Raw genomic sequence first — 26866 nt, 5'->3', positions numbered from 1 at the left:
AAGATGAGTCTGACAAATAAAAAGATATTGCTAGGGATAGGAGGCGGTATTGCAGCGTATAAATCCGCTGATTTAGTTCGCCGTCTAAAAGAACGCGGTGCCGATGTCCGGGTGGTCATGAGCCAAAGCGCCCAAGAGTTTATTACCCCACTAACACTGCAAGCCTTATCAGGCCATCCTATTGCTACAGATCTGCTCGACACCGCAGCTGAAGCGGCCATGGGGCATATTGAATTAGCCCGCTGGGCCGATTTAGTGATCATCGCGCCAGCAACAGCCAACCTCATCGCTCGTATCAATGCGGGCATGGCTGACGAGCTGATCACCACCACTTGCCTAGCCACTGAGGCTCCTGTCGTGCTCTGCCCTGCAATGAATCAGCAGATGTATCGCAACGCCGCAACCCAAGCCAATTTGGATTCTTTGCGCAGCAGAAACATTACAATTTGGGGGCCAGCCTCTGGCAACCAAGCCTGTGGTGAGGTGGGACCTGGACGCATGGAAGAACCTCTGGTCATTGCCGAACGCGTTGAACAATTCTTTGCGCCAAAAATCTTACAAGGTATGTCCCTGCTACTGACTGCAGGTCCCACTCGTGAAGCGATTGATCCTGTGCGTTATATCTCTAACCACAGCTCAGGCAAGATGGGCTTTGCCATTGCCAAAGCCGCTGCAGAAATGGGGGCTAAGGTCACCATAGTGGCTGGCCCAGTGAATCTTGATACGCCACTCAACGTCAATCGCGTTAATGTGAAGTCTACCCAAGAGATGCTTGATGCCGTGATGGAGCAAGTCCACCACAGTGACATTTTTATTGGTTGTGCCGCCGTGTGTGACTACCGCGTAGCCGATATTGCCAACGACAAAATAAAGAAATCAGCCGAAGAGATGGCCCTTGCACTCGTGCGCAACCCTGATATCTTAGCCACGGTTTCCGCGCATAAACAGCGCCCTTTTACCGTGGGGTTTGCCGCCGAAACCCAAGATGTAGAGCATTATGCGAAAGATAAGCTAAAGCGTAAAAAGCTTGATATGATTGCCGCCAATGACGTCTCTGACCCAGCTTTAGGTTTCAATAGTGACGACAATGCACTGAGAGTCTACTGGGCAAATGGCCAGTTTGAGTTGCCCGCAACCGACAAGCTAACCTTGGCAAGACAATTACTTACCTTAATAGCGAAACAGATGAAGCCAGCATGAAAACGCCAATAGAACTTAAGATTCTCGATTCACGTATCGGTACGCAATTTCCTTTACCCGCTTATGCCACACCAGGCAGTGCAGGAATGGATCTTCGCGCCATGATAGACACCACCATGACCATTGGCCCCGGCGAAACTCAATTGATCCCAACAGGTATTGCAGTACACGTTGCCGACCCCAGTCTCGCGGCAGTGATATTGCCGCGTTCAGGCCTTGGTCACAAACAAGGAATCGTCTTAGGTAACCTAGTCGGGCTTATCGACTCCGATTACCAAGGTCCACTCATGGTCTCATGCTGGAACCGCAGCAATGCAACTTTCACATTAGAGATTGGCGATCGTTTAGCCCAACTGGTTTTTGTCCCTGTAGTGCAAGCCGAGTTTAAGTTAGTCGATGAATTTGATAGCTCCGACAGAGGTGAAGGTGGTTTCGGCCACTCAGGCACTCGATAACCAACCTATCTAAAAAATTAGAGAGTCATGGGCAGTGTTCGGCCCATCGGCTCCTGTAGTAATTGAGTAAAGGAAACTTAAATGGCTGCAAGCCCTAAAATTAATCGTCGTGAACATATCCTTCAGTGCTTAGCCACCATGTTAGAAACGAGTCCAGGACAACGCATCACCACAGCCAAACTCGCAGCAGAAGTCGGTGTATCGGAAGCGGCTTTGTATCGTCACTTTCCGAGTAAAGCAAGGATGTTTGAAGGGCTTATCGACTTTATCGAAGAATCCTTACTGTCACGTATTAACCTCATCATGGATGATGAAAAAGACACCATGAAACGGTGCCAATTACTGCTGCAACTGCTGCTCGTTTTTGCCGAGCGCAACCCTGGGATCTCGCGAGTCCTTAATGGTGATGCCCTGCTTGGGGAAAATGAGCGTCTACGCAGCCGAACCAGCCAAATATTCTCGAAAGTCGAAACTCATCTTAAGCAAATTTTACGTGAAAAGACGCTGCGCGAAGGCAAAGGCTTTAACTTAGACGAAGCCATTTTAGCTAACTTATTACTGGCAGTCGCCGAAGGCCGCATAGCACAATTTGTACGCAGTGATTTTAAACAAAAACCCACCGAGCACTTTGCCGAACAGTGGAGTTTTATTCAGCAACAACTATTACAAAGTTAACTTCCCTCTATTCGCCCCTACCTATATTGGGGCGAATAAATTAACATAATCTAAATTATTCAATATCATAGTTCTACATACGCACAGTTGATCTCACCCCGAAATTAATTTACATTCCCGCAACCAACAAAAAACAAAATACAGGGAATGTAGATGAAACATCTTACAAGATACTTGCTGCTCATCTGCGGTTTACTTACAACAAACCTTAATGCAGAACCAAGCCAACTCATCAAAGCCTTCAGCGCCTCAGCTGAATTCACTGACATACAAATATCGCCTACCGGTGAATACCTCGGCGGCATAACCATAGACAAAACTGAAGATAAGCGTGCGCTTATCATTCTCGACATGAAAACCATGAAGCCTTCTTATGTCGCCAACTTCGATGGAAAGGGAGAAGTGGGGGCCTACTACTGGGTCAACGATGAACGAGTCGTTTTACAAAAAACCTATAAACAGGAACGCATAGAAACATCGGCTTACTATGGTGAAATGTTAGCGGTAAATGCCGATGGCAGTAAACCCAAGTACATCTTTGGCTATAAAGGCGATGGCAGAGCATCTGGCGGAACTAGCATCAAAAAGTCAGCCCCTATCCAGGCAACAAGTTACATGCTTGATACTTTGCAAGATGAAGAAGATGATATCTTGGTGATGGCCTATCCTTGGACTGGCACTAACCACGCAATCACTCAAATATATCGCGTCGATGTATATTCAGGTAAACGTAAAAAACTAGCTTCATCCCCAGTTCAAAATGCAGGATTCTTGGTCGATCACAATCAAAATGTACGTTTTAGCTATAGCCAAGATGAAAAGCTAAATGACTTACTTTACTACTTTGACGAAAGCCAAGACCAATGGGTGCCAGGTGATAAATTCAGAGGCGATTTACACGAGTTTAGGCCAATTGCTTTTACCGCTGATGACAAATCTATTTATGCAATAGGTGCTAAAGAGAATGAAACGCGAGCTATCTATCAAATTGACATCGCTACCGGAAAACAGCAAAAGATCATTCAGCACCCAATTGTCGATCCTAACGAGTTATGGATAGATCAAAAAACCAAAGAGCTATATGCCGTTGAATTTGAAAATGGCCACCCTGAATATGAGTTTTTAGATAAGCAAAGTACAAAGGCGAAAGTACTCAAACAGCTGATGGCTGCCATTCCAGATCATCGTATCCGTATTGTTAGCGAAACCCAAGACGGCGAAAAGTTAGTCATTATTGCGATGAATGATAAAAATCCTGGGGACTACTACCTATTTGATAGTAAAAAATTGAAATTGAAGTACCTGTTTGCCCAAAAAAGTTGGCTAGATCCCGCACTCATGGCTGAAGTCAAACCAATTAGTTTTACCGCTCGAGATGGAAAAGAGCTTCATGGTTATCTAACTCTGCCAAATGGCAAAGAGCTCAAGAACTTACCATTAGTGGTGAATCCTCATGGCGGTCCACACGGCCCCAGAGACAATTGGGTATTTAACTCAGAAAACCAGTTATTGGCTCAACATGGCATTGCAGTGCTCCAAGTCAACTTTAGGGGCTCTGGCGGCTATGGTCCTAAGTTTGAAGAAGAGGGCTACCAACAATGGGGCGCAAAAATTCAGTACGACATTATTGATGCCACGCAATATGCCATCGATCAAGGCTGGGCAAACAAAGATAAAATTTGTATCTCTGGTGCCAGTTTTGGCGGTTACTCAGCCTTAATGGCTCCCATGATCGCGCCCGATATGTATAAATGTGCGGTCGGCACCGCTGGGGTTTATGATCTCGAAGAACTTCATGACAGTGGTGATATTCCTAAATCCTACTCTGGTGGAGCCTTCCTAGAACAAGTCTTAGGTAATAATGTTGAATCATTGCGTGCAATGTCTCCCACACACAACGTCGATAAACTAAAAGCAGCGGTATTACTGCTTCATGGTGAAGAAGATATTCGCGCCCCCATGGAGCAATTCGATGCCATGGAGGCGGCATTGAACAAAGCAAACTACCCCTATGAGAAAAAGATTTGGGATAAGTCTGGTCACGGTTTCTACACCCCTGAAAGTCGTGAAATCTATTACGAGACTATGCTCAGCTTTATCAAGAAAAACTTAGCGCTTTAATATCTCCATACACAAAAGCCGATTATCACAATCGGCTTTTTTCCTATTCCCCTATTGATTCTGGGTATAAATTGCCCGCAAATCAGGGTATCCTCCTTGCCCCGTCATTGTAAGTTTATCTGCAATTGGCGAGCTATAATTACTATTTTAGCGACAAAGTATTCGAGTTTTACCAACCAAATTGACGTCTTGCTCGACTAGCCTGTTGAGCAGCACATAAGTGAGATTGGTTGTCTTTAGAGATTTTGTTGCAGTCGAACTAACCACTATCCACATGGTGGAGGATCTAATGGCATTAAGTGAAGCAGCACAGCAGGTGCAAACCGCATTATTAGCACGTGGTCTTGAGACCCCAATGCTCCCGTGTGAGCTGAGCAGCGAAGAGCGCAAGGATAAAATCGAACACCACATGCGTGAGATATTGACCTTGATGTCTCTCGATCTACGTGATGATAGCTTAGTCGAAACGCCAAAGCGCATTGCCAAGATGTACGTTGATGAGATTTTTTCCGGCCTCGATTACGCCAACTTTCCCAAAATCACGGTTATCGAAAATAAGATGGGTTTCGATGAGATGGTCAAAGTGAAAGATATCAGCCTCACCAGCACGTGTGAGCATCACTTGGTGACCATAGATGGCGTTGCGACAGTGGCTTATTTACCGCGCAAGAACATTATCGGCTTGTCTAAAATCAACCGAATCGTGCGCTTCTTTGCTCAACGTCCACAGGTGCAAGAACGCTTAACGCAACAGGTGTTGGTGGCATTGCAAACCTTGCTAGAAACCCAAGATGTGGCCGTTAAGATGGATGCCGTCCACTACTGCGTAAAATCGCGTGGCGTAATGGACTCAACCAGTTCAACCACCACTACAGCGCTCGGCGGTATTTTTAAATCTAACCCTGCTACGCGCGCCGAGTTTCTGAGTAATTAGCTTTAAAAGAAAGTTCTAGAACGCTTCACTACGAGGGCGGTCTTCGACCTGCTAGGAAAAGCAGAAACCAAAAATAAAAACGCTGCATTATTAACGCAGCGTTTTTTCGTTTCAGGCTAAGTAAAAGAAAGAGCCCGAAAACGGAACACTCGCATGCTCGTTACGGATAACAGAACGGCCTTCGTCCTCACGGAAATTAAGAGCAGATTCGAACGCTTCGCTACTATAGACGGAACGTTCGTTGACGATAAAAAATCATAAAAAAATGCCGCGATTATAGTTAACTATAATCGCGGCATTTATCTTTTCCGTAAGCGTAGCGTTCCGTTATCCGTAAGCTCTAAATCCCGTACTGGTCACGATAAGCACTTACTGATGTTAGCTGCGCTTCCATACCTGGTTTTTCAGACAAGTAGTTAATCAGATCTTCAAGCTTAATAATCGACACGATTTCACAGCCAAAGTCGCGCTCAACTTCTTGAATCGCCGAGAGTTCACCCTTGCCTTTTTCTTGACGATCCAGCGCAATCAATACACCAGCAAGTAGAGCTTTATGGGCTTCAATAATCTCCATCGACTCACGGATTGCAGTGCCCGCTGTGATCACATCATCCACCAACATCACACGACCCGTTAACTCGCTACCGACTAGACTGCCACCTTCACCGTGGTCTTTCTTCTCTTTACGGTTAAAGCAATAAGGCATGTCGATGTCGTGATGATCGCAAAGTGCAACCGCTGTCGTGGTCGCAATCGGAATACCTTTGTATGCAGGGCCAAATAGTAAATCATACTCAATGCCAGAATCGACTAACGCCGCAGCATAAAAACGGCCAAGGCGCGCCAAATCACGACCTGTATTAAACAAACCCGCATTAAAGAAGTAAGGGCTAGTGCGGCCTGACTTTAACGTAAATTCGCCAAATCTTAATACATTACGCTCAAGGGCAAACTCAATAAACTCACGTTGATAGGCTTTCACAATCTCTCCTTAAAAATGTAGGGGTAGTACTTATAGTTTGGATATTAAGGTACAAAAAGGACCCCGTAGGGCCCTTACATAACAATAAAACAAATTAGCTCAATGCGGCCTTCTGCACATCGACGATTTCACGAATACCGTGCTTGGCCAACTCCAGTAAACTAAGCAGCTCTTCATGGCTGAACGGCTCACCTTCTGCGGTGCCTTGAATCTCAATGATCTTGCCCGTTTCTGTCATAACCACGTTCATATCAGTTTCAGCGGCGCTGTCTTCAATATACTCAAGATCACAAATCGGCTCGCCTTTATAGATACCCACGCTAACCGCAGCGATAAGGAACTTAAGCGGGTTGCTCTTGATGATCCCCTTACCACGAGCCCAGTTGAGCGCGTCAACCAATGCCACACACGCACCAGTGATAGCCGCAGTACGCGTGCCACCATCAGCCTGAATCACGTCACAATCGATAACAATAGTGTTTTCACCTAACGCTTTCATATCAACCGCAGCACGTAGCGCTCGACCGATAAGACGCTGGATCTCTTGTGTACGACCCGATTGCTTACCACGAGCTGCTTCACGGTCCATACGACTATGAGTTGAACGTGGCAACATACCGTACTCAGCTGTTACCCAACCTTGGCCTTGCCCCTTAAGAAAGCGTGGTACGCCTTCAGTGAAGCTAGCAGTACAAAGTACTTTAGTCTCACCAAATTCAACCAAAACAGAACCTTCTGCGTGAGCGGTAAACTGTCGAGTAATCGTTACTGGACGAGATTGAGCGGGCGTTCTGTCACTTGGGCGCATAGGAAATTCCTGTTTAGATAAAGAGAAAGCAAATTTGGCTGCATATTATAGGGGCTAGCGGCGATTGATGCCATGATATTCATGCGCCAAAGCGTAAAGGCGGCAGAGTTTGCTTTAACCCTTTGCATCATCAGACTATAATCCAAGCTCAATTAATCGATTTAAACAATTGGAATAACCCATGATCCAAAGCATGACAGCCTACGCTCGTATCGAGCACAAAGCACAATGGGGCACCGCCTCTTGGGAGATCCGCTCGGTCAATCAGCGTTATCTAGAAACCTACCTACGCCTACCAGAGCAACTTCGCAGCCTAGAACCTGTGCTGAGAGACCGTCTACGCAAACGTTTAAATCGTGGCAAAATCGAAGTCAACCTACGTTATGACCTAGGTGAAAACAAAGACAGCGACCTACAGCTTAACCAAGCCTTAGCAGCCCAGATTATCCAAGCGGCTAATTGGGTAAAACAAGAAGCAGGACAAGGCGAAATTAATGTCGTCGATGTATTGCGCTGGCCAGGCGTTATGTCAGGTAGTGAACAAGATATGGACGCGATCAGCAAAGAATTGCTCGTCGCCTTTGATGATGCCGTTGCGCAGTTCATCGAAGCCCGAGGTCGCGAAGGTGATGCCATCAACACCATGCTGCAAACTCGCCTTGATCAAATTGTCGAGCAAGTCACTATCGTACGTGAACACATGCCAAGCGTTATGCAATGGCAACGCGACAAAATAACCAATCGCTTGAGCGAAATTCAAGGCGAACTTGATCCCGCCCGTATGGAGCAAGAGATGGTAATTCTTGCACAAAAGATGGATGTTGCCGAAGAGATGGATCGACTCGACGCACACGTTGCAGAGACGCGTCGTATCCTTAAAAAAGGCGGCTCTCAAGGTCGTCGCCTCGACTTTATGATGCAAGAGTTTAACCGCGAATCTAACACCCTCGCCTCTAAATCCATCAGCGCTGAAGTCACCGCCGCAGCAGTCGAACTAAAAGTGCTTATCGAACAGATGCGCGAACAGATCCAGAACGTAGAGTAGGGTTTCACCCTATTATTTTAACTCACGAAAAGCCTGTTATAACGTCCGTTATAACAGGCTTTTTTATATATTCATTGTTTATACTTGTTCGTAATTGTTTGCTATTGTCCAACTAAAAGTGGGACTAAAGTGGTGACTAAAAATGTTAGTCACCACTTTAAATAATTTAGTCACCAATTTGGACGTAGCCGAATGAATGATAAGCAGATAAGAGCTTTTTTAAAAAGCAAAGAGCTAGGACGTAAAGCTATAGGTGATGGACTCTACATCAGAGTGCAGACTGAAGGCATCGCATACTGGGAGGTTAGGTACAGCATTAACGGCAAGCGCCGCTCAATGATGCTTCAGGGAGGCGTTTATCCAGCTATGCCACTAGTCGAGGCAAGAGCTGAGGCCGCAAAGGTTAAGCTCTTAGCTAAACAAGGCATCGACGCCCTGGCAGAACGAGAGCGTCAGCAGGGTGAGACCATCATTACTGTCAATGACCTCTTTGATGACTGGTATGAGTGTATTGCCTCACGCTTGAAGCACGCTGAAATTCCAATGCGGATGTATAACAAAGAGATCAAACCAACCATTGGCGAGTTAAGAGTCACAGATGTTAATGCACGTGATATTAGGGCGATCATTCATAAAGTAGCCTATAGCAATCGTCCCACCGTCGCCAATAAGACATTGCTATGCTGCAAACAACTCTTTAACCATGCGTGCAAACTTGATCTTATCGTTGGTAACCCCGCCACAGCTTTTAAACCCATTGATGCTGGTGGAATCGAAAAGAGCAGAGACAGAGCACTCAAGCTGCCAGAACTAGTGAGTCTATTCAAAGTATTAAGAGATAACAGCCAGATATTTACCAGAGACAATTACCTAGCCGTTGCTTTATTACTCTCATTAGGTGTCCGTAAAGGGGAGTTGATCGCGGCCAAATGGAATGAATTTGATTTTGACAAACAACTTTGGAACATGCCAAAAGACCGGAGCAAAACAGGCGTAGCGATCACTGTTCCCCTACCATCTCCAACTATCGACTGGTTTAAAGAGCTTCACGCTAGAGCTGGTGGATCTGAGTTTGTTTTCCCATCGCGCCGCGCAAGTAAACGCAGAGGCTATATCTCCAGTGATACGTTAAATCACGCGCTGGCAAAGCTGTTTGGCAAAAAGGTCGATAGCAATAAACAACCCTATAACAACCTACTTGGCCAAGCCAATATCGAACATTTCACTATTCACGATTTACGTCGAACTTGCCGTAGCTTATTAGCTAAATTAGAGGTGCCACCTCACATTGCTGAGCGATGCCTAAATCACAAGCTCAGGGGAGTTGAGGGTATCTACAATCAGCATGACTACTTGGAAGAGCGAAAAGAGGCTTTAGGTAAATTAGCCCATTTACTCAGCCCAATAATCAACAACCAAGAAAATGTCATTCCTTTTATACAAATGAAAAATGCATAAATACTAATGAAAGGTAGCCGGATGAGTCTTCCCGAAAAAGATAAACAAGCCCGTATAAATGATATTAGCAAGATGCTCTTGCCAGAAATGGTTCCCGACCAACTGCGATTGTTAGGCCTCTCTGAAGCTGATATTGGTTTAGGAGACTTAGCGCAAACCCGAGCACAAAGCGCTGCAGGTATCGAATTGGTAAAACTACTAAACAAGAGAGCACAAACAATAAAAGAAAGACAAAGTGCGCTATATGCTAGTCGCAGCACTAGCAAGCACCCTTCTCAATTAGAACTTGTTCTCGATAATATAGAGATATTCATGCAACAAGCATCCACTCTCACAGCATTACTATCGAGCCAGCCAACTAATGAGCCTATTTTTGCACTGGTAGACCGATTAATTGAGACCTCTATACAAATCGGCTACTCAGCAGGCAGCAATGACTCTTTGGCGCTAACAGATAGATATACCAACTCCGGATATAAAACTAGTGTGACTAAACCTCAGAGTGGCGGAAGAGCTAAAGCGAAGGCCATTGACCCAATGAAAGCGCTAGTCTGCGATATGGCATGCCACGTATACAATCACCAAGAGCTCTTATCTGCATCCAAAGATATGTTAGCCGAGGCTATCCACACTCGATTAAGTGGTTTTTCAAACATAGGTACCAATGAAAATATTCCAATGTTAAAAAAGTTTGCTCACGGCTGCCCTGAACACGAATCAATAAAGCGCTGGATAAAAGTAATTAAAAAAAACAAGTCATTGCCAAAGCCACCAAAACCAAGCTTAGACCGTCTCGTTGAAGAGCTAAAAGCAACCTATAAGAACAAAGCTATAAAAAAATCACTAAATATTTAAACAAGCAAAAACAGATAGATGCTGAGATTTTTCAGTACATCTGCTCAGTAGGCTATCTTTTTATGTTTTCAAAATTCAGCAAAATCACTCCCGAACAAACTTAAACGGGAGTGACCATGAAAACACCTATTACAACTACACCAAACCGCATAGTGCGAGAAGCTGAGCGCAAAGCCATCACATCGGTATCACGATCAACAGCATGGAACCTTGAACGCCAAGGCTTATTTCCTAAACGTCGTAAACTGTCTCCACAAAGCACAGCTGTCGGCTGGTTGCTATCAGAGCTCAATGATTGGGTAACCTCTCGTCAATCGGTCAACTAAGGAGTCTGGAATGCCAAATAAACATGAAGACAGACTCGATATGTATATTGATGATGCGAGACTCGTTAAAACAGGACAAATCCTAAAAATATTCGACATCAGCCGCACGACACTATGGCGATGGGGACAGCTCGGGAAATTCCCAAAGCCAGCACTAACCCATAACGGTCGTTCTTATTGGCTTTTTAAAGATGTAAATGCTTGGTTCACTGAACGATTGAAAAATAGGCTAGGTATCTAAAAAAAAGCAGGCAACAGCCTGCTTTTTAATAGCCATAAGTGAAACACTTTGAAACGGAAATACATATTAATTATCTGAATAAACACCTTAAAACCTAGCTACACCGCATTGTTCAGATGAGAACCGATAACATATTGCGGCGGATATTAAATAATATATCGCCGTCATATTGAATGAATGTCAAATAACTAGAAACTAATCATGCCGACAAAACAAAGTAAACATAAAGCCTACAAAATTAAGGTCCGTAAACAGCCGTTCTGCATAACAAAGTACAACTCAACTTTGTTTGCCTACAAGAACCACGCCTATCAAGTTTATAAGCCTAAGCAAAAATCCTTAAGCAAAGCCTTAATCAACACCATTATCTCCGACTACGAGATAATGCTTAGTCATTACAGCCGAGTTTTCGTTGTAAGAATCGAACTGCACCCCAAAAGCTACTCAGAAGATAATCAAGCAATTATGCACTTCTTAAAGCGACTAACGACTGTCTTATCCAGCGAATATCAAAGCAAGGTTCTCTATCATTGTGCCAGAGAACAAGAAACTTCAGACCGCGAACACTATCATCTTGAAATCATGCTCAGCGCTCACAAGGTTAAGCATTCAGAACGCTTGCTATCGATAACTGAAGCGATGTGGAAAATGCACTCAGGCGGCACAGTAGCAAAAGTAGACAACCCCTACTGCATTGTTTACAGAGGCGACAAAACGTCTATCAAACCAGCTCTGTATCGTTCCAGCTATTTAGCTAAGCAACATACCAAAGAGCTTAATGGTAAAACCAAAGGCTTTTTGCATAATAAGCTCAAACCGTCAGACACCTTTGACCCAGCAACCGACCTCATGCTAGTGGATCCAAATATTACTTATACCAAAAAACAACGTAAGCACGCGTTTGAAGCCGTTAAAACAAAAGAATCATGCTCTAGTTCAAAAATGCATAACTCGTCTAAATACGGCTGGTTTAACTTGCTTTCTCATGCCCAACAACTTAAGGAATGTATCTCCTCAAGAACCACCAGCTTAAACCACCTAATCAATACAGCACCGATTAAACACGTTCGTATTGGTCGGGTCCAGCATACGTTGAGGCATGACCCCTCAAACAAAGTGATCACTCATAGAGCCCCCTATGAACCGAAAAGTGATCACCATTTTATTGATCACTCAAGTAGCACCCCATGAACCGAAAAGTGATCACAATTATTTTGATCATATAGGTCACCAAAAACTAAGGCATTCAGTAAACATAAACAGCATGAAACAAGTTACATCGGGGGCTTGTGAAAAAATAGAGTGATCAAAGATCAACCCTTTGTTCAGAATGCAAAACAAAGCCCATGAACCGAAGCTAATACACAAAATTGATCATAATGATGCTCAAGAATATAGGAGCTATAGTGACTAAATTTAACCTAGAGAATCTGCCTAAATGCGGTGCAAAGACAAGAAGTGGTAATCCATGCCAACGCTATGGCAATAAAGCGAATGGTCGCTGTAAACTCCACGGTGGGCGCTCAACAGGCGCAAAGACAAAGGAAGGCAAGTTAGCCGTGCGAGTTAACGCATTACTCAACGCTATCATTTGGTACTTCGACAACCGCTTCTATATGAAAATCAAAGAAACAGACCTTAAAAATGCACTTACAGCTTACTTAAACTTAATCGATCTAAGTAAAGTCCAGTCAAATAAACTTGAAAATGAAGTCATAGATATCGTTAGCCAATATCACGTAGAGCTAGAGATAACCAAATACTATATAGCCACCTATGATGGTCCTGATGCCTTACTTATCATTCAATCGGCCCTAGACCATTACTACAAAGACATCGCCGCTCAGCACCTACTATTTCATATCTACACGCCAATCTATCCCACCCCCTTCTATAACAGAACATTCGGATCAAAGGCCGAAGTAAAAAAAGAGATGCAAATACTCATACGCACCGCGAAAAAGAAGGGAGATTATTACACTGGTCGAGTAAATCCTTCACCAGCCCAAAGGCAACTCAAAAAGCAATTAAAGTTAATCAAGTAATGTAATAAAGCCTTAAGAGTACTGCCAAGGCAGTAATCAACAAAGTAACTGTAAATAGCTCACATTCTTCAATTCAAATATCAAATTTGGTTGTTTTTTATGGCCTCTTAAAGCAAAGTGATGATTGCTCATGTTTCAAGCTGTACATTACGGTTTTAATTAAGAAAATTGCTATCCATCTAACATTGGACGTTATAGTTGCAAAGAGGAAGTCATGACTCAACCAAATAGCATTACCACAGTAATAGGTAACTTCGATTTCCTCAAAGAGCATGACCCCATCTTTCTGCAACTAGCACAAAGCGCTGAGCGGGCTTTCTCCAGTGACCCTAACACTACGCTAGTAAAGCTGCGTCAGTTTGCCGAAGCAGTAGCTCAAGACCTAGCAATGCGCTGTAGTATTGAATTTGACGACCAAACCAGCCAAGCAGACCTACTGTTCCGTATTAACCGTGAACTACGCCTAGAGTCGCAGATCATCAGCCTATTCCATGGCCTTCGTAAAGCAGGCAATCAGGCAGTACATCAATTTAAAACAGAGCATAAGTCAGCACTCGCAGGTATTCGAGTCGCCCGTGATATTGCCATCTGGTACCACAGAGCTTTTGGTGAGCAAGGAGTCGAGTTCAAAGCGGGTGAGTTCATTATTCCGCAGGACCCTAGCCAACAGTTAAGTGAATTGCAGACTCAAATTCAGCAACTTAAAAGCCAGCTTACAGAGAACAACGATCAGCTTGAGTCTAATCAGCAGCTCACATCACTACTTGAGCGGGAAAAAGAGGAATACGCAGTTCTTGCTCAGCAGATGGATGCAGAAGCCAGAGAGCTTGCGATACAGGCCAAGAGCCATGAACAAGCACTCGCCAAACAACAGGCTGAGTTTGATAACAAGTTAACGCAGCTACAAAAGCAACTAGCCGACCAAACTGAAGAAACTCTCAAGGCGATTAAAGCGCAGCGCAAAGATGTAAATAAACGCACCAACACCGCCAGTAGCCGTTTCACCCTCAATGAGGAGCTAACTCGCATCCTTATCGATCAGCAACTAAACGATGCTGGATGGGATGCCGATACTCAAGAGCTCACATATCAAAAAGGGGTTAGACCAGAAAAAGGCAGAAACCTTGCCATTGCAGAGTGGCCTACCAAGCATAACGGCCAAGGTGGGCGTGCTGATTACGTCCTATTTTGCGGCTTAACCCCTATTGCTGTTGTTGAAGCTAAGCAGGAAAACACCAACGTAGCCGGTAAAGTGACTCAGGCAGAGCGCTACGCTAAAGGCTATAAACTCATCTCGCCTCAAAAAGGAGCATGGGAGCTTGAAGATAGAACCGTAGCTTGGGCCGATGAAGATGAAGGGCACTACCATATCCCTTTTGTCTACTCCTGTAATGGCCGACCATTCAATAAACAATTAGCTGAACTTTCTGGTACCTGGTTCCGAGATACCCGTAAAGCCAGTAATGCAAAACGACCACTACAGCAGTTTCATACACCTGACGGGCTTATCGATAAGCTAACCCGCAGCAGAGAGGAAGCTGAAAGCCTGTTACAGCATGAAGGCTTCGAATATCTAGGCCTGCGTAAATACCAGATAAAAGCCATTGTTGCGGTAGAAGCAGCCCTTGAGCAGGACAAAACGCAATGCTTACTGGCAATGGCGACAGGTACAGGTAAAACCCGTACCATCATCGGTTTAATGTACCGCTTTCTTAAGGCAGAGCGCTTTAAACGAATCTTATTCTTAGTAGACAGAACCGCGCTGGGCACTCAAGCCTGTGATTCGTTCGATGAAGCAAAGCTTGAACAGAATAAGACACTATCCTCTATCTACAATATCGCCGAACTAGGCGATATGAGTAGTGAAGCCGAAACTCGTATTCAAGTAGCAACAGTACAAGCTATGGTGAAGCGCATCTTTATGTCTGACACGCCACCAGCACTCGATGAGTTCGACTGTATTATTGTCGATGAGGCGCATAGGGGCTATGCACTCGACCAAAAAATGACTGAAGGCGAACTCGCTAACCGTGACGCTAGCCAGTATCTCTCCAGCTATCGCCGCGTGCTCGACTACTTTGATGCCGTGCGTATTGGTTTAACCGCCACCCCAGCAAAACATACTAGTGAGATATTCGGTAAGCCCGTATATACCTATAGTTACCGAGAAGCAGTAGCCGAAGATTGGCTCATCGATCATGAACCGCCTATCACCTACGAAACTGAGCTCAGCAAAAACGGTATCAAGTTTGAAAAAGGTGAAACTGTATCAGCTATAAACACCCAAACAGGCGAAATTGAATCAGCAGACCTAGAAGATGAGATGAAGTTTGAGGTCGACTCTTTCAATAAAAGAGTGATCACCGAATCGTTCAATGAAGTTATCTGTCAGGAGCTAACTAAAGAGCTAGATCCTATGGGTGATGAGAAGACCATGATCTTCTGCGCCACAGATGTGCATGCCGATATGGTGAAACGGCTATTAGATAGCGCATTTAGCAAGATGTATGGTGACGATTACAATCAAGCGGCAGTCGAGAAGATCACAGGCAAAAGCGACAAAGTAAGCCAGCTCATTCGTAAGTACAAGAATGAGCGCTACCCCAATATTGCCATTACAGTCGACCTACTCACCACGGGTATTGATGTGCCTAAAATCTGTAACTTGGTATTCCTACGCCGAGTGAAGTCTCGCATTTTGTACGAGCAGATGATGGGGCGTGCGACCCGCCGCTGTGACGAGATAGGTAAAACCGTCTTTAGAGTTTACGACCCCGTCGATATCTATAGTGCGCTAGAAGCGGTCAACACCATGAAACCGATTGCCAAAGACCCTAACATCACCCTAGAGCAGCTGGTGGAAGAGATAAGTGACGACGCCCACTTAGAGCAAGCCCTTAATACACCAGGTGAGCAGACTGGAACTAACACCGTTGAAAACACTCACGCCCATGACGTACTCAATCAGTTAGGCCAAAAGGTGATGCGTGTAATGCGCAAAGCGGTTAAAAAATCAGAGCACAAACCTGAGCTAAAAGCTAAATTAGATCAGCTTGAGGAGGTATGGGGCGTAGCGCCCGATAAACTCCACCAGCATCTACATCAAATCGGCCCTAAGCAAGCGGCACAGTTTTTCAAGCAACATCAAGGCTTACTCAACCAACTCGATGAAGTGCGCTTCTTAGCGGGCAGCGACAAGATGCCAGTGATCTATCAAGGTACTGATAAGCTTATCGGCCGTGAACAAACCTACGGTGTCCGTGAAAAGCCCGCCGACTATCTTGATAGCTTTAACCACTTCATTAAACAAAATATCAATGAATCAGCAGCGCTATCTGTTGTCGTAAACCGTCCTAAAGATCTCACCCGTGAGCAACTTAAAGAGGTCAAACTACTGCTCGATGAAGCGGGTTACAACGAAGCCCACCTGCAAAGTGCATGGCGTAAGAATACCAACCAAGATATCGCAGCCAGTATTATCGGTTATATCAGGCAAGCCGCTATTAACGAGGCGTTAGTGCCGTTTGAGCAACGTGTCAGTAATGCCATGCAGCGTATCTACAGCAAGCACGACTGGAACCCTATTCAACGTAAGTGGTTAGAGCGTCTTGCTAAGCAGTTGGTGCACGAAGCGGTAATCGATCACTCCTTCGTGAATCAGCGCTTCGCTGACCAAGGCGGAGCCAAGCGTTTTAACAGTGTGCTAGATGACCAGCTTGAAACCGTACTCGATGAGCTTAATGAGTTTCTTTGGCAGGCTAGCTAATAGTTAGTATCAATAGAATGTTCGTAAGGACATGTATAGATATCGGCACTTTCTATACATGTCGATGCAATCGACATAACTACGCAAAACACGCATCACATGTCGATAAAATTAGGTTTTATAAACATGTTTACTTTACATGTCGATTGAATCGACATAAGCTCATTGTAATATCTATTTATGTCGATAAATGAAGGTTTTTTAAACATGAAATGGCAAGCTGAGCAAGCATACAACCATTTGCCGCCCTTACCGCTAGACAGCGAACTAGGGCAATTGGCTGAAACCTTACCCATACTCAAAGCCTGTATTCCTGCCCGTGCAGCCCTTGCTGAGTTAAAGCAAGCGGGTGAACTGCTGCCTAATCAGGGCTTACTCATCAACTTACTGCCTCTGCTTGAAGCGCAAGGCAGTAGCGAGATTGAAAATATTGTCACCACTACCGACAAGCTATTTCAGTACGCTCAAGAAGACAGCCAAGCCGACCCTATGACCAAAGAGGCGCTGCGTTATCGCACCGCCTTATATCAAGGCTTTACCGAGCTAACCAGCAGGCCACTGTGTATTACCACCGCATTAGAAATTTGCAGCACCATCAAATCTGTGCAAATGGATGTGCGTAAAGTACCAGGTACCAGCTTAACCAATCAGGCCACTGGTGAGGTTATCTATACGCCACCAGCAGGCGAGAGCGTTATTCGTGACTTACTAAGCAACTGGGAAGCCTTTTTACACAATCAAGATGATGTTGACCCACTGATTAAAATGGCCATGGCCCATTACCAGTTTGAAGCCATACATCCGTTTATTGATGGTAATGGCCGTACTGGCCGCGTGCTCAATATTCTTTACCTTATCGACCAACAACTGCTTAGCGCACCTATCCTGTACCTAAGCCGTTATATTGTCGCTAACAAGCAAGATTATTACCGCTTACTGCTAAATGTGACCACTAAGCAAGATTGGCAAGCGTGGATAATCTTTATTCTTAACGCTGTCGAGCAAACGGCGAAGTGGACCACCCACAAAATTGCAGCAGCTCGTGAATTAATTGAACACACCACTGAACATGTACGTCAGCAGTTACCTAAAATCTACAGCCATGAGCTAGTACAAGTGATTTTTGAGCAGCCATATTGCCGAATTCAAAACTTAGTCGAAAGTGGCTTAGCTAAACGTCAAACCGCCTCAGTTTACTTAAAGCAGCTATGTGATATCGGTGTGCTTGAAGAGGTGCAATCGGGTAAAGAGAAGCTATTTGTTCACCCTAAATTTGTCTCCCTAATGACCCAAGACAGTAATCAGTTCAGCCCGTATTTTGATGCCAGTAATTAACGACAAGTAATTAAACCAACTAATTTAAAGTGTGCGGCTAATTAGCCTGCAGCAATCATTAGCCGAAATTAAACAATTGAGAATCTAAATGAACAACAACGACATTGTACAAAAACTGTGGAACCTCTGTGACGTACTGCGTGACGATGGCATTAACTATTCCGACTATGTAACCGAGTTAGTCTTACTGTTGTTTATCAAAATGGTCCACGAGAACAGTGAAGCGGGCTTACTCAATAAGCACACCTTACCAACAGGCTGCCGCTGGACAGACTTAAGCGACAAAGACGGCTTAAACCTGCTTGATGACTATAAGCGCATGTTACTGACCTTATCGACAGGTAAAGACAGTGAGGGTAACACCCTCCATGCCGACCCATTGATTCTAGCCATTTACGCCGATGCGCAAACCCGCCTGCGTGAGCCACGTCATTTAAAGCAATTAATTAAGTCATTAGATTCAATAGACTGGTTTAGCGCCCAAAAAGATGGTCTAGGCGACTTGTACGAAGGCTTGCTCGAAAAGAACGCCAACGAGACTAAATCAGGTGCAGGCCAATACTTTACCCCGCGTGCGTTAATTGACTCAATGGTGCGGGCTATTAACCCACAAGCAGGCGAAGTCATTCAAGACCCTGCCGCAGGTACTGCGGGATTCTTAATTGCTGCAGATAGCTACATTAAAGCGCAAACCGATGACCACTTTGACTTAGATGCCAAACAAGTGGCCTTTCAAAAGAACAACGCTTTTGTTGGTGTCGAGCTAGTACCGTCTACCCGCCGTTTAGCATTAATGAACTGTCTGCTACATGGCATGGAAGGTGACGATGAAGGCGTGGTGCATTTAGGTAACTCGCTCGGCCAAGTGGGCGCAGCACTACCTAAAGCCGATATCATTCTGGCTAACCCACCGTTTGGTACCAGCAAAGGTGGCGATGCGTCTATTACTCGTGACGATTTAACCTATCCCACCAGCAATAAGCAGCTAGCGTTTTTACAGCACATCTACCGCAATCTAAAGGCTGGTGGCCGCGCCGCTGTGGTATTGCCAGATAACGTCTTGTTTGAAGCGGGTGTCGGTACCAGTATTCGCACGGATCTCATGAACAAGTGCAACCTACATACTATTTTGCGCTTGCCGACAGGTATCTTCTACGCCGCAGGTGTTAAGACCAACGTGCTGTTCTTTACTAAGGGCTCAGAAGCCGACAAACACCAAGAAGAAAACTGCACCACTAATACTTGGGTTTATGACTTACGTACCAACATGCCAAGCTTTGGTAAACGTACCCCATTTGGTGCCCAGCACTTAACCCCGTTCGAGGCCGTATGTAATGTAGCGTTAGCTGAACGAGTGGAAGGGGAGTGGAGCTTTAATGCCGAAGAGGCGGAAGTCGATGATTCAGTTGTTAATCAAGATATAGACGGAAGCGAGAAAGCGCAGCAAAGAGTCGCCCATAGCCGCTGGCGTGTATTTAGTCGTGACTTTATTCGCGACACTAAAGGTGACTCGCTAGATATCTCATGGCTAAAAGACGCCAACAGTGTCGATGCCGCCGACTTAGGCACACCGGAAGAATTGGCCGGCGAAGCCATGACCGAGCTGAAAGGCGCCTTGGCCGATCTTGAAGCTTTGATGAAATCACTAGGTGCTGAGTTAGAAACTGAGGTGAAGGGATGAGCCAAGTGATTCCTGATAGCTGGGTGAATTCAAAGCTTGAAGACGTAGTCGACTCCATTGTGGGCGGTGGTACACCTAGTAAAGCAGTTAGTTCGTATTTTCAGGGTGATATCCCTTGGATGTCAGTAAAAGATATGAACAAGAATGAACTTGTCGATACTGTTGATCATATTTCGCAAGAAGCTGTTGAAAACAGTAGTACCAATGTGATTCCTGCAGGGACACCTATTGTTGCCACTCGTATGAGTTTAGGCAAGATTGTTACAGCCAGTTTTGATTCTGCAATCAACCAAGATCTGAAAGCTTTATTCGTAAACCTTAACGTTGAGAAACCGTACCTTGTTTATTGGTACCGTTCTATTGCTAATTTGATTGAATCATTAGGTACTGGTACAACAGTTAAAGGCATTCGATTAGAGATTTTAAAGGGATTAGAGTTCCCACTACCACCATTAGCCGAACAAAAGGTCATTGCCGACAAGCTGGATGAATTGCTGGCGCAGGTGGAAAGCACCAAAGCCCGCCTCGATGCCATCCCTGCCATCTTAAAATCATTCCGCCAATCCGTCCTCGCCGCCGCAGTCAGCGGCAAACTGACAGAAGATAATGAAGAGAGAAACTTTAAAACTCTAGGTGAAGCTGGTGTAACTGTAAAAACTGGCCCCTTCGGTAGTGCGTTACATAAAAAAGAATATGTAATCGATGGGATTCCCTTAATTAACCCAATGCATATAAATAATGGAGCAATCACACCTGCCAACCATATGACTGTAACTAAAGATAAGTTTGCAGAGTTAAGCTCTTGGAAGCTTGAACCTGGTGACATTGTTTTAGGCCGCAGAGGTGAGATGGGCAGAGCTGCTGTTGTACCCGAAGAAAGTAAACCTATGCTATGTGGCACTGGTTCAATGATTCTACGTTCAGATGAATCTGTTTTTCCAGAATATTTATGCTCCATTCTACGCTCAACCGTTGCGATTAATTATTTTAATAAAGATGCAGTGGGTTCTACCATGGTGAATTTAAACCAGAAAGTGATAAAGGGATTAGAAGTTTTCTTTCCTCCCTACGATGAACAAGTCAAAATCGTCCGCCGTGCCGAAGAGCTTTTCGCCTTCGCTGATAAAGTGGAGACTCAGGTTAAAAAAGCACAAACACGGGTCAATAACCTCACCCAGTCGATACTCGCTAAAGCCTTCAGAGGTGAACTCACCGCAGATTGGCGCACCGCTAACCCTGAATTAATATCAGGTGAAAACAGCGCCGCAGCCCTGCTTGAGCGGATTAAAGTTGAAAGGGACAAGCTTAAGCCTGTTAAGAAAACAAGGGCTAAAAAGGCAAAAGCATGATGGGTGGAATGTATAGAATGAGTCTAGTAGGTGGTGCAGAACAAACCGAAATTGCAAACTACTTCCCTGTAGTTTGCCCTTCGGGCCAACCTACGGTCGTCCAAAATCGTTCCCGACGATTTTGTGTCCGTCGTGTCGAAGAGCTGTTCGCATTTGCCGATAAAGTTGAAGCTCAGGTCAATGCAGCGCAAACACGGGTCAACAACCTCACCCAGTCAATACTCGCTAAAGCCTTTAGAGGCGAACTAACTGCCGACTGGCGCACTGCTAATCCTGAACTCATATCTGGGCACAACAGCGCCGAAGCCTTGCTTAAGCGCATTAAAGCAGAACGCGAAGCACTTGCTGTTAAAAAGAAGCCTGTTAAGAAAACTAACGCTAAACAAGTTACACCTAAGAAAGTTAAATCAGAGTAAATATTTAGTCTGCTGGTGGTTTTAAGTAAATAAACTCTCTTTTATAAAAATAACAATGCTAGGGAAAGCTTATGCATAACGAAATAAAATTCAACCTTAACAATGCTGACTTTGATGATAATTATGAAGACTCTGAACTGTGGCAACCTCAAGCAGCCCAAGCTTTATGCCACAATTTAAAAAATTTAGTCCTGCAGGCTAAAGAATATGCAAAAAGGAGAAAAGGAGGTACTCAAACTGAACCAGCCCAATCGCATGATGCAGTTTTTATTAGCGGGGGAAGAGGTGCTGGTAAAACTGTTTTTCTTAAAAATGTTCAACGCATTTGGTATAAAAACTCACATGCTAGCAGTTTAAAATTACACTTTAGTTCTACTATCGACCCAACTTTATTAATTGATCACGATGATTTTACCAATGTAGTTGTTGCTCATTTATTTAACGAAGTTGAAAACCAATGGGGAGGAGCTAATGAGGACCTTAAATCGCAGTTTTACACTAAGTTAAAACAACTTGCTGATGCGCTAGGTCAAGAAAGTGACTATTACGATAGAGTTGGTATCGACCGAATAATAAAGTACCGGTCAGGGATTCAAGTTGAGCGTTTTTTCCATGATTTTGTCGCTACATGTATTCAAATCCTAAATGTAGATGCCATAGTAATACCGATAGACGATGTAGATATGGCATTGAATCGAGCATTTGAAGTTTTAGACGTTGTCAGGCGGATGTTAGGTTGTCCCTTTATTATCCCGATTGTGAGTGGTGATGAGAACCTTTATCAACATATGGTTAAACAACACTTCATTCGTGATACAAGCTCTGATATTTATAACATCGATGTGTATTCAGATGAGGTTAAAGCGGGCATCAATCTTTCAGAAAAATTAAGAGATTCCTACTTAACAAAAGTATTTCCAAACCAGTTTCGTATTTCCCTCTTACCTGCTGAACGTCTGATACAACAGCTTAATATTTTAGAAGGGAGTAATGATCTTTCATTCCGTGAATATGAGCGTGATTTAAACCACACGTTCTTTGGTTTAACTAATAATGAAGAAAAAAGTAGAGACTATCCTAAGCCTGCTAACGCTCGTGAAATTACTCAACTAATTCGATTACTTCCGCCATCTAAGTTACAGAAGCAGGCTACTTGGATTGAGTGGGAGTCTTTTCGTACTTGGGCTCAATCGAAGAAACATGGTGCTACATTCACAAATGCTCTAGCAGCTCAAGCTGTACTAGAAGCAAGAGATACTTCAGATTATCAACTAAGCAAGCTACTGCCATTTAACCCTAAAGCTCAAGCAGAACTTAACTTTTCTTGGGCTGATAAAGATTTTCATTCGGAACAGATTAAAGCGATTGATAATCTTGATGAAGAAGAGGCTGCTAAAACTAATAAGTTTGTGTTGGAAGGTGCACTGAATGGCAAAGTACTACGAAGCATGCCCCCTTTAGAAATGCATACTCGAAGAATGACATTAGCTGATCACAAGCTAAAAGAAGAGAAAAAGAACCATACTGGACTCTATAATTTATACACTTTTAAAGACTACTATGGACAGCAAGGCAACCGAATAAATAAGGTTTTTTTTAGTCGCGCTTTTGAAATACTTGGCACATCCTTACTGGCTCTGCCGAGTACTGAACCTTTATATCAAGATGTGCTAAAGCAGATTATGTCTACCCCTCCTTTCTATTGTATTCATGCTATTAATCCGACTAAATATACAAGTGGTGCTGAAAACGAAGATAATGAGATGGAATTAGATGCTAGTGATGATAACTCTGTAGAATTGTTCTTAGCTGTATTCATACAAGAACTAGATAATTGGACTGAGAAGTATTCTCAAGTATTGTCGACTCTACGTAATGACAGTCTTATTCCACTGTTACATGCTGTCTTTAATAAGGTTTTTACACAGCTACATCTATTGAAAGTAGATCATAAAGAAAGAGCCGATGAGCACCTTAGTGATTCAGTTCGCCGTTTCGAATACATTACCATCAACGCTTTTGCTAGTTTTTTAAGTTCAGACAATACGGTTAAATCCAATGTAGCGAGTGGCGCGAAGGTAGAAACTATTCGTGACCATTCAGAGTTTATCAAAAGGGAACATGTCTTTACTCGTAATGTTAAGGCCTTTGTGGATCTTACGACTGGAGAGAGTCTAGCTAATTTTGAACCCAACATACCTGAGAGCAACATTGCAGAGCATTTATTAGCAGCCATTTGGGATCATCCTATCTTCAGTTGCAACAATACTAAATCTAATGATTTACAGCCTATAGCTCCATTCGATAAGTCTTCCGGAAGCAAGAACGATAAGCCTCGGGCTGCATCAGGCAAGAAACATTTAGTGAGAATACGTAAACTGTATAAAAAGTTTAATGTATCAGACATATATACTTTCATCGAAAAGTTAAAAAATACGAGTGACCCCGACTTCCTAGAGGATGTGCAATCAATAGTTTTAAGTGAAATGGATGAGAAAAAATTAACTATTGACAACTTGCACACTAGCAGTAAAGAGTTATGCGCAGTTCTCAATCTAACTTAGATTCAGTAGCTTAGGAATCCATCTAAATGCTAAGTATTGATATCAAATGGCTAGTTCCTGTCGCTCTCATAAACTCAGACCGATTACTTGAAGCGAGGTTAAGTCATAGGCCTGTAGGATCGCCTAACTTCCAAAACGGCAAGCTTAAACAATGTATGAGTCTAGCTTTACAAGACTACCAATCATATTTAAACGGTCCGTTCCGTAAAGAGGATATCGACTTTGCACTTAAAGAGTGGTTGAGTGAGGCTGGTGAGATCGACTCTAAACTTATATTGACAAAAATTCACAGGTATTTTTTATCCTGGAATGGTGACCGTTTTGAAGTTAAACCTCAGTATCTAGAAGAGTGGTTGTCTCTAATCGCTATGCTAGATCCAGCTTGGATTATTGGAATAGGCTATGTGGACTTGTTGAATCACCAAGTGCTTGGTATTGAACAAGTATTGGCAGCATTAGCACATCAATGTCCATCAGCACTTCCTAAACGATTTGACGAAAAAGCCATAGCTGATAATCATGTCCACTTAAATGGGCACGGGCATAACTCCCTTTCTTTACTGGATTTTTCATTGTACTTAACAAAAAAACCAGTAACTAAACGTAGCAAGTGGCCATATCGCCCTGAGTGTAGTTTATTTAATAGTGAAAGATTAGATTTAACTTTGTTACCACTCATGGTAAATCAGATCTTTTCATCACTAGCAAAAGGGTTATGGTCAGAAGGAGTACGTGACTTTCCTGATTGGAATAAACTTACTTTGAGCCAATTAAATACTGACATATTAGTCACTCTGGAAACACAAAATTCAAAGACAAAAGCACAACAGCTATTAGTAAATTCACATCTAGCAGATTTACCCGAAATTGCTCGTTGGTTGCTAATCCCGATAGCACTGTTATTGGAAAAAAACAATTCAAACAAAGACCTAAGTAATAAAATTGACTCGTTCATAAATGCGAGTAACTTGCTTCGCAACTACATGATAATGTCGGGTGTTGGACTTGGTACCTTCGTTGATTATTTCAGCTTCAAGTTTAGAAAACCCTCCAGCAAAGGGTTAAACTATAAAGCCCACTCGCTATCCCATGACTTTTCGGCGAAAACACATCGTGAGTTTCGAGGAGCCCCAGGTCTAGTTGTTGATGAAAAATGGAAAAAAAGTCGTGGTGAAAGTACGTTTAGACTAAAACCAACAGAGTTAACTAAGTTTGCAAATGAACTAGTATCTAAACAATTAGACACCCGCAGTCACTTTGTCATTCACTTTAATCGTAGCTTTTCTAAAACGGCACCTAAAGGTAATAACTATCAAATAGCATTTCGTAGCCAACTTTTGACGCATGTGAGAAAGCTACAGCTTTTCTTTAGCTCAGTGAGCCACGCAGATACTCCACTAAGCACTGATCTATCCGCTGCTGAAACTATATCAGCAGATCTTAGAGCGCTGGTTAGAGGTTTTGATGTAGCTGGTAATGAAAATGAGTTGCCAATCGAAATATTTGCTCCGACATTGCGAGTCCTGAGGGCTGCAAAACACGAGTACCAATCACAGTTTGAAATACGTTTACGTCAACCTTTTCTGACAATTCATGCAGGAGAGGACTATAGCCATTTACTTAGTGGTTTAAGGGCCATTGATGAAGCCGTAGTGTTTTGTGACTTCAAGTCAGGTGATAGGTTAGGCCATGCTTTAGCATTGGGTGTTGATGTCTATGATTGGGCCAAAAGACAGCAAAGAGTCTATCTAACCGCAGGACAGCATCTAGATAACTTAGTTTGGTGCTATCACCAAGGGCTAGAACTTATTCAACAGATACCAGAACTTCATGCAGCTTTATGTGTTATTGAAAATAAGATACATCGATGGTCTGGCTATATATATGACGATATAAATGTTACTCCTTCAGCTCTATTCCAGGCTTGGAAATTAAGACGCAATTGCCCACTAATGAGCACCTTGCCTAGTCAAGCAGTCGGTACTGAATGGGAACTGTGGGTGCCTGATATAGCTTATATTGAAAAGAATCAAACTAATACAGCAGTAAAGATTTGGCAGCGCTATTTGAATAAAGATCTTATGACAGGATCTGTGCAATCATCACGATACGATGATGTTGTTACCATTGATTGTAGAAAAATAGGCGTTCAAGCCGAGGGTGAACATGAGCTTTGCGACACTCTGTCTAATGGGGAATTACAGCTAATACATGCAATACAAGACTTACTCATAGAACGATACAGTAAACGCCAAATAATACTTGAAGCATGCCCTACTTCTAATATATTTATTGGTCGCTTTAAGCAGTATGTTGAACACCCAATTTTTAGATGGAATCCACCGGTTTCTAATTGGCTTCAGCCAGGTAATAAGTTTAATACTTTCGGTATTCGAAAAGGCCCGATCAGTGTATGTGTCAACACTGATGATGCAGGGATCATGCCCACAACGATTGAGAATGAACATCGAATACTAAAGCAAACGGCGATATCTGACTTGGAAGTAAGTTGTTTCGATGCCGATATTTGGATCGATAGAATTCGGCAAATTGGCGTGGATATCTTTAAGTCCAATCACTTAAATTGGATAACTAGAAGTTAGCAAGGAA

Annotated in this window: 21 protein-coding genes; 19 read left to right on the top strand and 2 right to left on the bottom strand. The window is 43.6% G+C overall.

Features of this window, described 5'->3' with window-relative positions:
* Window positions 1-3: 3 nt before the first annotated feature.
* The 5 genes from coaBC to folE all read left to right on the top strand — a co-directional run bounded on the left by coaBC (window position 4) and on the right by folE (window position 5385).
* A complete protein-coding gene (gene coaBC / locus BEL05_RS11360; protein WP_069671235.1) occupies window positions 4-1200 on the top strand; it encodes a bifunctional phosphopantothenoylcysteine decarboxylase/phosphopantothenate--cysteine ligase CoaBC in 1197 nt (398 codons plus the stop codon).
* Window positions 1197-1655 (top strand): dUTP diphosphatase, encoded by a 459-nt coding sequence (dut, locus tag BEL05_RS11355; protein WP_069671234.1) that lies wholly within the window; start codon window positions 1197-1199, stop codon window positions 1653-1655. Before coaBC ends, dut begins: the two co-directional genes overlap by 4 nt.
* 81 nt (window positions 1656-1736) lie before the next feature.
* Window positions 1737-2330: a nucleoid occlusion factor SlmA gene (gene slmA, locus BEL05_RS11350; protein ID WP_028763044.1), complete on the top strand. Its 594-nt coding sequence runs from the start codon at window positions 1737-1739 to the stop codon at window positions 2328-2330.
* A gap of 153 nt (window positions 2331-2483) precedes the next feature.
* Complete coding sequence (locus tag BEL05_RS11345; protein WP_069671233.1) at window positions 2484-4451, top strand: alpha/beta hydrolase family protein; 1968 nt, start codon at window positions 2484-2486, stop codon at window positions 4449-4451.
* A gap of 289 nt (window positions 4452-4740) precedes the next feature.
* Window positions 4741-5385, top strand: a complete 645-nt coding sequence (gene folE / locus BEL05_RS11340) for a GTP cyclohydrolase I FolE (RefSeq protein ID WP_069671232.1) — start codon at window positions 4741-4743, stop codon at window positions 5383-5385.
* A gap of 340 nt (window positions 5386-5725) precedes the next feature.
* Here the strand turns inward: folE and pyrE are convergent, their stop codons facing one another.
* Window positions 5726-6367 (bottom strand): orotate phosphoribosyltransferase, encoded by a 642-nt coding sequence (pyrE, locus tag BEL05_RS11335; protein WP_028763041.1) that lies wholly within the window; start codon window positions 6365-6367, stop codon window positions 5726-5728.
* Window positions 6368-6461: 94 nt separating this feature from the next.
* Window positions 6462-7175, bottom strand: a complete 714-nt coding sequence (gene rph, locus BEL05_RS11330) for a ribonuclease PH (protein ID WP_028763040.1) — start codon at window positions 7173-7175, stop codon at window positions 6462-6464.
* A gap of 181 nt (window positions 7176-7356) precedes the next feature.
* Here rph and BEL05_RS11325 point away from each other — a divergent pair, with 181 nt between their 5' ends.
* From BEL05_RS11325 to rdrB, 14 genes are all read left to right on the top strand, one after another.
* Entirely contained in the window at window positions 7357-8220 is an 864-nt protein-coding gene (locus BEL05_RS11325; RefSeq protein WP_028763039.1) for a YicC/YloC family endoribonuclease, read from the top strand.
* A 192-nt stretch (window positions 8221-8412) separates the two neighbouring features.
* The gene (locus tag BEL05_RS11320; protein WP_069671231.1) at window positions 8413-9678 is read left to right on the top strand and encodes a tyrosine-type recombinase/integrase; all 1266 of its coding nucleotides are present in this window, start codon (window positions 8413-8415) and stop codon (window positions 9676-9678) included.
* 21 nt (window positions 9679-9699) lie between these two features.
* Window positions 9700-10533 (top strand): hypothetical protein, encoded by an 834-nt coding sequence (locus BEL05_RS11315; protein WP_069671230.1) that lies wholly within the window; start codon window positions 9700-9702, stop codon window positions 10531-10533.
* A gap of 116 nt (window positions 10534-10649) precedes the next feature.
* Window positions 10650-10859, top strand: coding sequence for a helix-turn-helix transcriptional regulator (locus BEL05_RS11310; RefSeq protein WP_069671229.1), 210 nt, complete (start codon window positions 10650-10652; stop codon window positions 10857-10859).
* Between the two features lie 10 nt (window positions 10860-10869).
* A complete protein-coding gene (locus BEL05_RS11305; protein ID WP_069671228.1) occupies window positions 10870-11100 on the top strand; it encodes a helix-turn-helix transcriptional regulator in 231 nt (76 codons plus the stop codon).
* A 201-nt stretch (window positions 11101-11301) separates the two neighbouring features.
* Entirely contained in the window at window positions 11302-12291 is a 990-nt protein-coding gene (locus BEL05_RS11300; protein ID WP_069671227.1) for a YagK/YfjJ domain-containing protein, read from the top strand.
* Between the two features lie 215 nt (window positions 12292-12506).
* Window positions 12507-13145 carry an HGGxSTG domain-containing protein gene (locus BEL05_RS11295; protein WP_069671262.1) on the top strand — a complete coding sequence of 213 codons (639 nt, stop codon included), beginning with the start codon at window positions 12507-12509 and terminating at the stop codon, window positions 13143-13145.
* Between the two features lie 214 nt (window positions 13146-13359).
* The gene (gene hsdR, locus BEL05_RS11290) at window positions 13360-16911 is read left to right on the top strand and encodes a type I restriction-modification system endonuclease (protein ID WP_069671226.1); all 3552 of its coding nucleotides are present in this window, start codon (window positions 13360-13362) and stop codon (window positions 16909-16911) included.
* 207 nt (window positions 16912-17118) lie between these two features.
* Complete coding sequence (fic, locus tag BEL05_RS11285) at window positions 17119-18246, top strand: protein adenylyltransferase Fic (RefSeq protein WP_069671225.1); 1128 nt, start codon at window positions 17119-17121, stop codon at window positions 18244-18246.
* An 88-nt stretch (window positions 18247-18334) separates the two neighbouring features.
* Window positions 18335-19927 (top strand): class I SAM-dependent DNA methyltransferase, encoded by a 1593-nt coding sequence (locus tag BEL05_RS11280; RefSeq protein WP_069671224.1) that lies wholly within the window; start codon window positions 18335-18337, stop codon window positions 19925-19927.
* Window positions 19924-21276, top strand: a complete 1353-nt coding sequence (locus BEL05_RS11275) for a restriction endonuclease subunit S (protein WP_069671223.1) — start codon at window positions 19924-19926, stop codon at window positions 21274-21276. The genes BEL05_RS11280 and BEL05_RS11275 overlap by 4 nt, the downstream gene beginning before the upstream one ends.
* A gap of 17 nt (window positions 21277-21293) precedes the next feature.
* Window positions 21294-21692 (top strand): hypothetical protein, encoded by a 399-nt coding sequence (locus BEL05_RS11270; protein ID WP_245686981.1) that lies wholly within the window; start codon window positions 21294-21296, stop codon window positions 21690-21692.
* Window positions 21693-21763: 71 nt separating this feature from the next.
* The gene (rdrA, locus tag BEL05_RS11265; RefSeq protein ID WP_069671221.1) at window positions 21764-24256 is read left to right on the top strand and encodes an antiviral RADAR system adenosine triphosphatase RdrA; all 2493 of its coding nucleotides are present in this window, start codon (window positions 21764-21766) and stop codon (window positions 24254-24256) included.
* 26 nt (window positions 24257-24282) lie between these two features.
* Complete coding sequence (gene rdrB / locus BEL05_RS11260) at window positions 24283-26859, top strand: antiviral RADAR system adenosine deaminase RdrB (protein WP_069671220.1); 2577 nt, start codon at window positions 24283-24285, stop codon at window positions 26857-26859.
* Window positions 26860-26866 lie beyond the last annotated feature (7 nt).

The sequence above is a fragment of the Shewanella colwelliana genome (assembly GCF_001735525.1).
Classification (GTDB): Bacteria; Pseudomonadota; Gammaproteobacteria; order Enterobacterales; family Shewanellaceae; genus Shewanella; species Shewanella colwelliana.
Note: the sequence above shows the minus strand (reverse complement) of the source record. Positions and strands in the feature narration are given on the sequence as shown.

Bases quoted from the DNA above. Each gene is read 5' to 3' on its own strand.
- coaBC (WP_069671235.1), top strand. From the start codon at position 4: ATGAGTCTGACAAATAAAAAGATATTGCTAGGGATAGGAGGCGGTATT.
- dut (WP_069671234.1), top strand. From the start codon at position 1,197: ATGAAAACGCCAATAGAACTTAAGATTCTCGATTCACGTATCGGTACG.
- slmA (WP_028763044.1), top strand. From the start codon at position 1,737: ATGGCTGCAAGCCCTAAAATTAATCGTCGTGAACATATCCTTCAGTGC.
- BEL05_RS11345 (WP_069671233.1), top strand. From the start codon at position 2,484: ATGAAACATCTTACAAGATACTTGCTGCTCATCTGCGGTTTACTTACA.
- folE (WP_069671232.1), top strand. From the start codon at position 4,741: ATGGCATTAAGTGAAGCAGCACAGCAGGTGCAAACCGCATTATTAGCA.
- rph (WP_028763040.1), bottom strand. From the start codon at position 7,175: ATGCGCCCAAGTGACAGAACGCCCGCTCAATCTCGTCCAGTAACGATT.
- BEL05_RS11325 (WP_028763039.1), top strand. From the start codon at position 7,357: ATGATCCAAAGCATGACAGCCTACGCTCGTATCGAGCACAAAGCACAA.
- BEL05_RS11320 (WP_069671231.1), top strand. From the start codon at position 8,413: ATGAATGATAAGCAGATAAGAGCTTTTTTAAAAAGCAAAGAGCTAGGA.
- BEL05_RS11315 (WP_069671230.1), top strand. From the start codon at position 9,700: ATGAGTCTTCCCGAAAAAGATAAACAAGCCCGTATAAATGATATTAGC.
- BEL05_RS11310 (WP_069671229.1), top strand. From the start codon at position 10,650: ATGAAAACACCTATTACAACTACACCAAACCGCATAGTGCGAGAAGCT.
- BEL05_RS11305 (WP_069671228.1), top strand. From the start codon at position 10,870: ATGCCAAATAAACATGAAGACAGACTCGATATGTATATTGATGATGCG.
- BEL05_RS11300 (WP_069671227.1), top strand. From the start codon at position 11,302: ATGCCGACAAAACAAAGTAAACATAAAGCCTACAAAATTAAGGTCCGT.
- hsdR (WP_069671226.1), top strand. From the start codon at position 13,360: ATGACTCAACCAAATAGCATTACCACAGTAATAGGTAACTTCGATTTC.
- fic (WP_069671225.1), top strand. From the start codon at position 17,119: ATGAAATGGCAAGCTGAGCAAGCATACAACCATTTGCCGCCCTTACCG.
- BEL05_RS11280 (WP_069671224.1), top strand. From the start codon at position 18,335: ATGAACAACAACGACATTGTACAAAAACTGTGGAACCTCTGTGACGTA.
- BEL05_RS11275 (WP_069671223.1), top strand. From the start codon at position 19,924: ATGAGCCAAGTGATTCCTGATAGCTGGGTGAATTCAAAGCTTGAAGAC.
- BEL05_RS11270 (WP_245686981.1), top strand. From the start codon at position 21,294: ATGAGTCTAGTAGGTGGTGCAGAACAAACCGAAATTGCAAACTACTTC.
- rdrA (WP_069671221.1), top strand. From the start codon at position 21,764: ATGCATAACGAAATAAAATTCAACCTTAACAATGCTGACTTTGATGAT.
- rdrB (WP_069671220.1), top strand. From the start codon at position 24,283: ATGCTAAGTATTGATATCAAATGGCTAGTTCCTGTCGCTCTCATAAAC.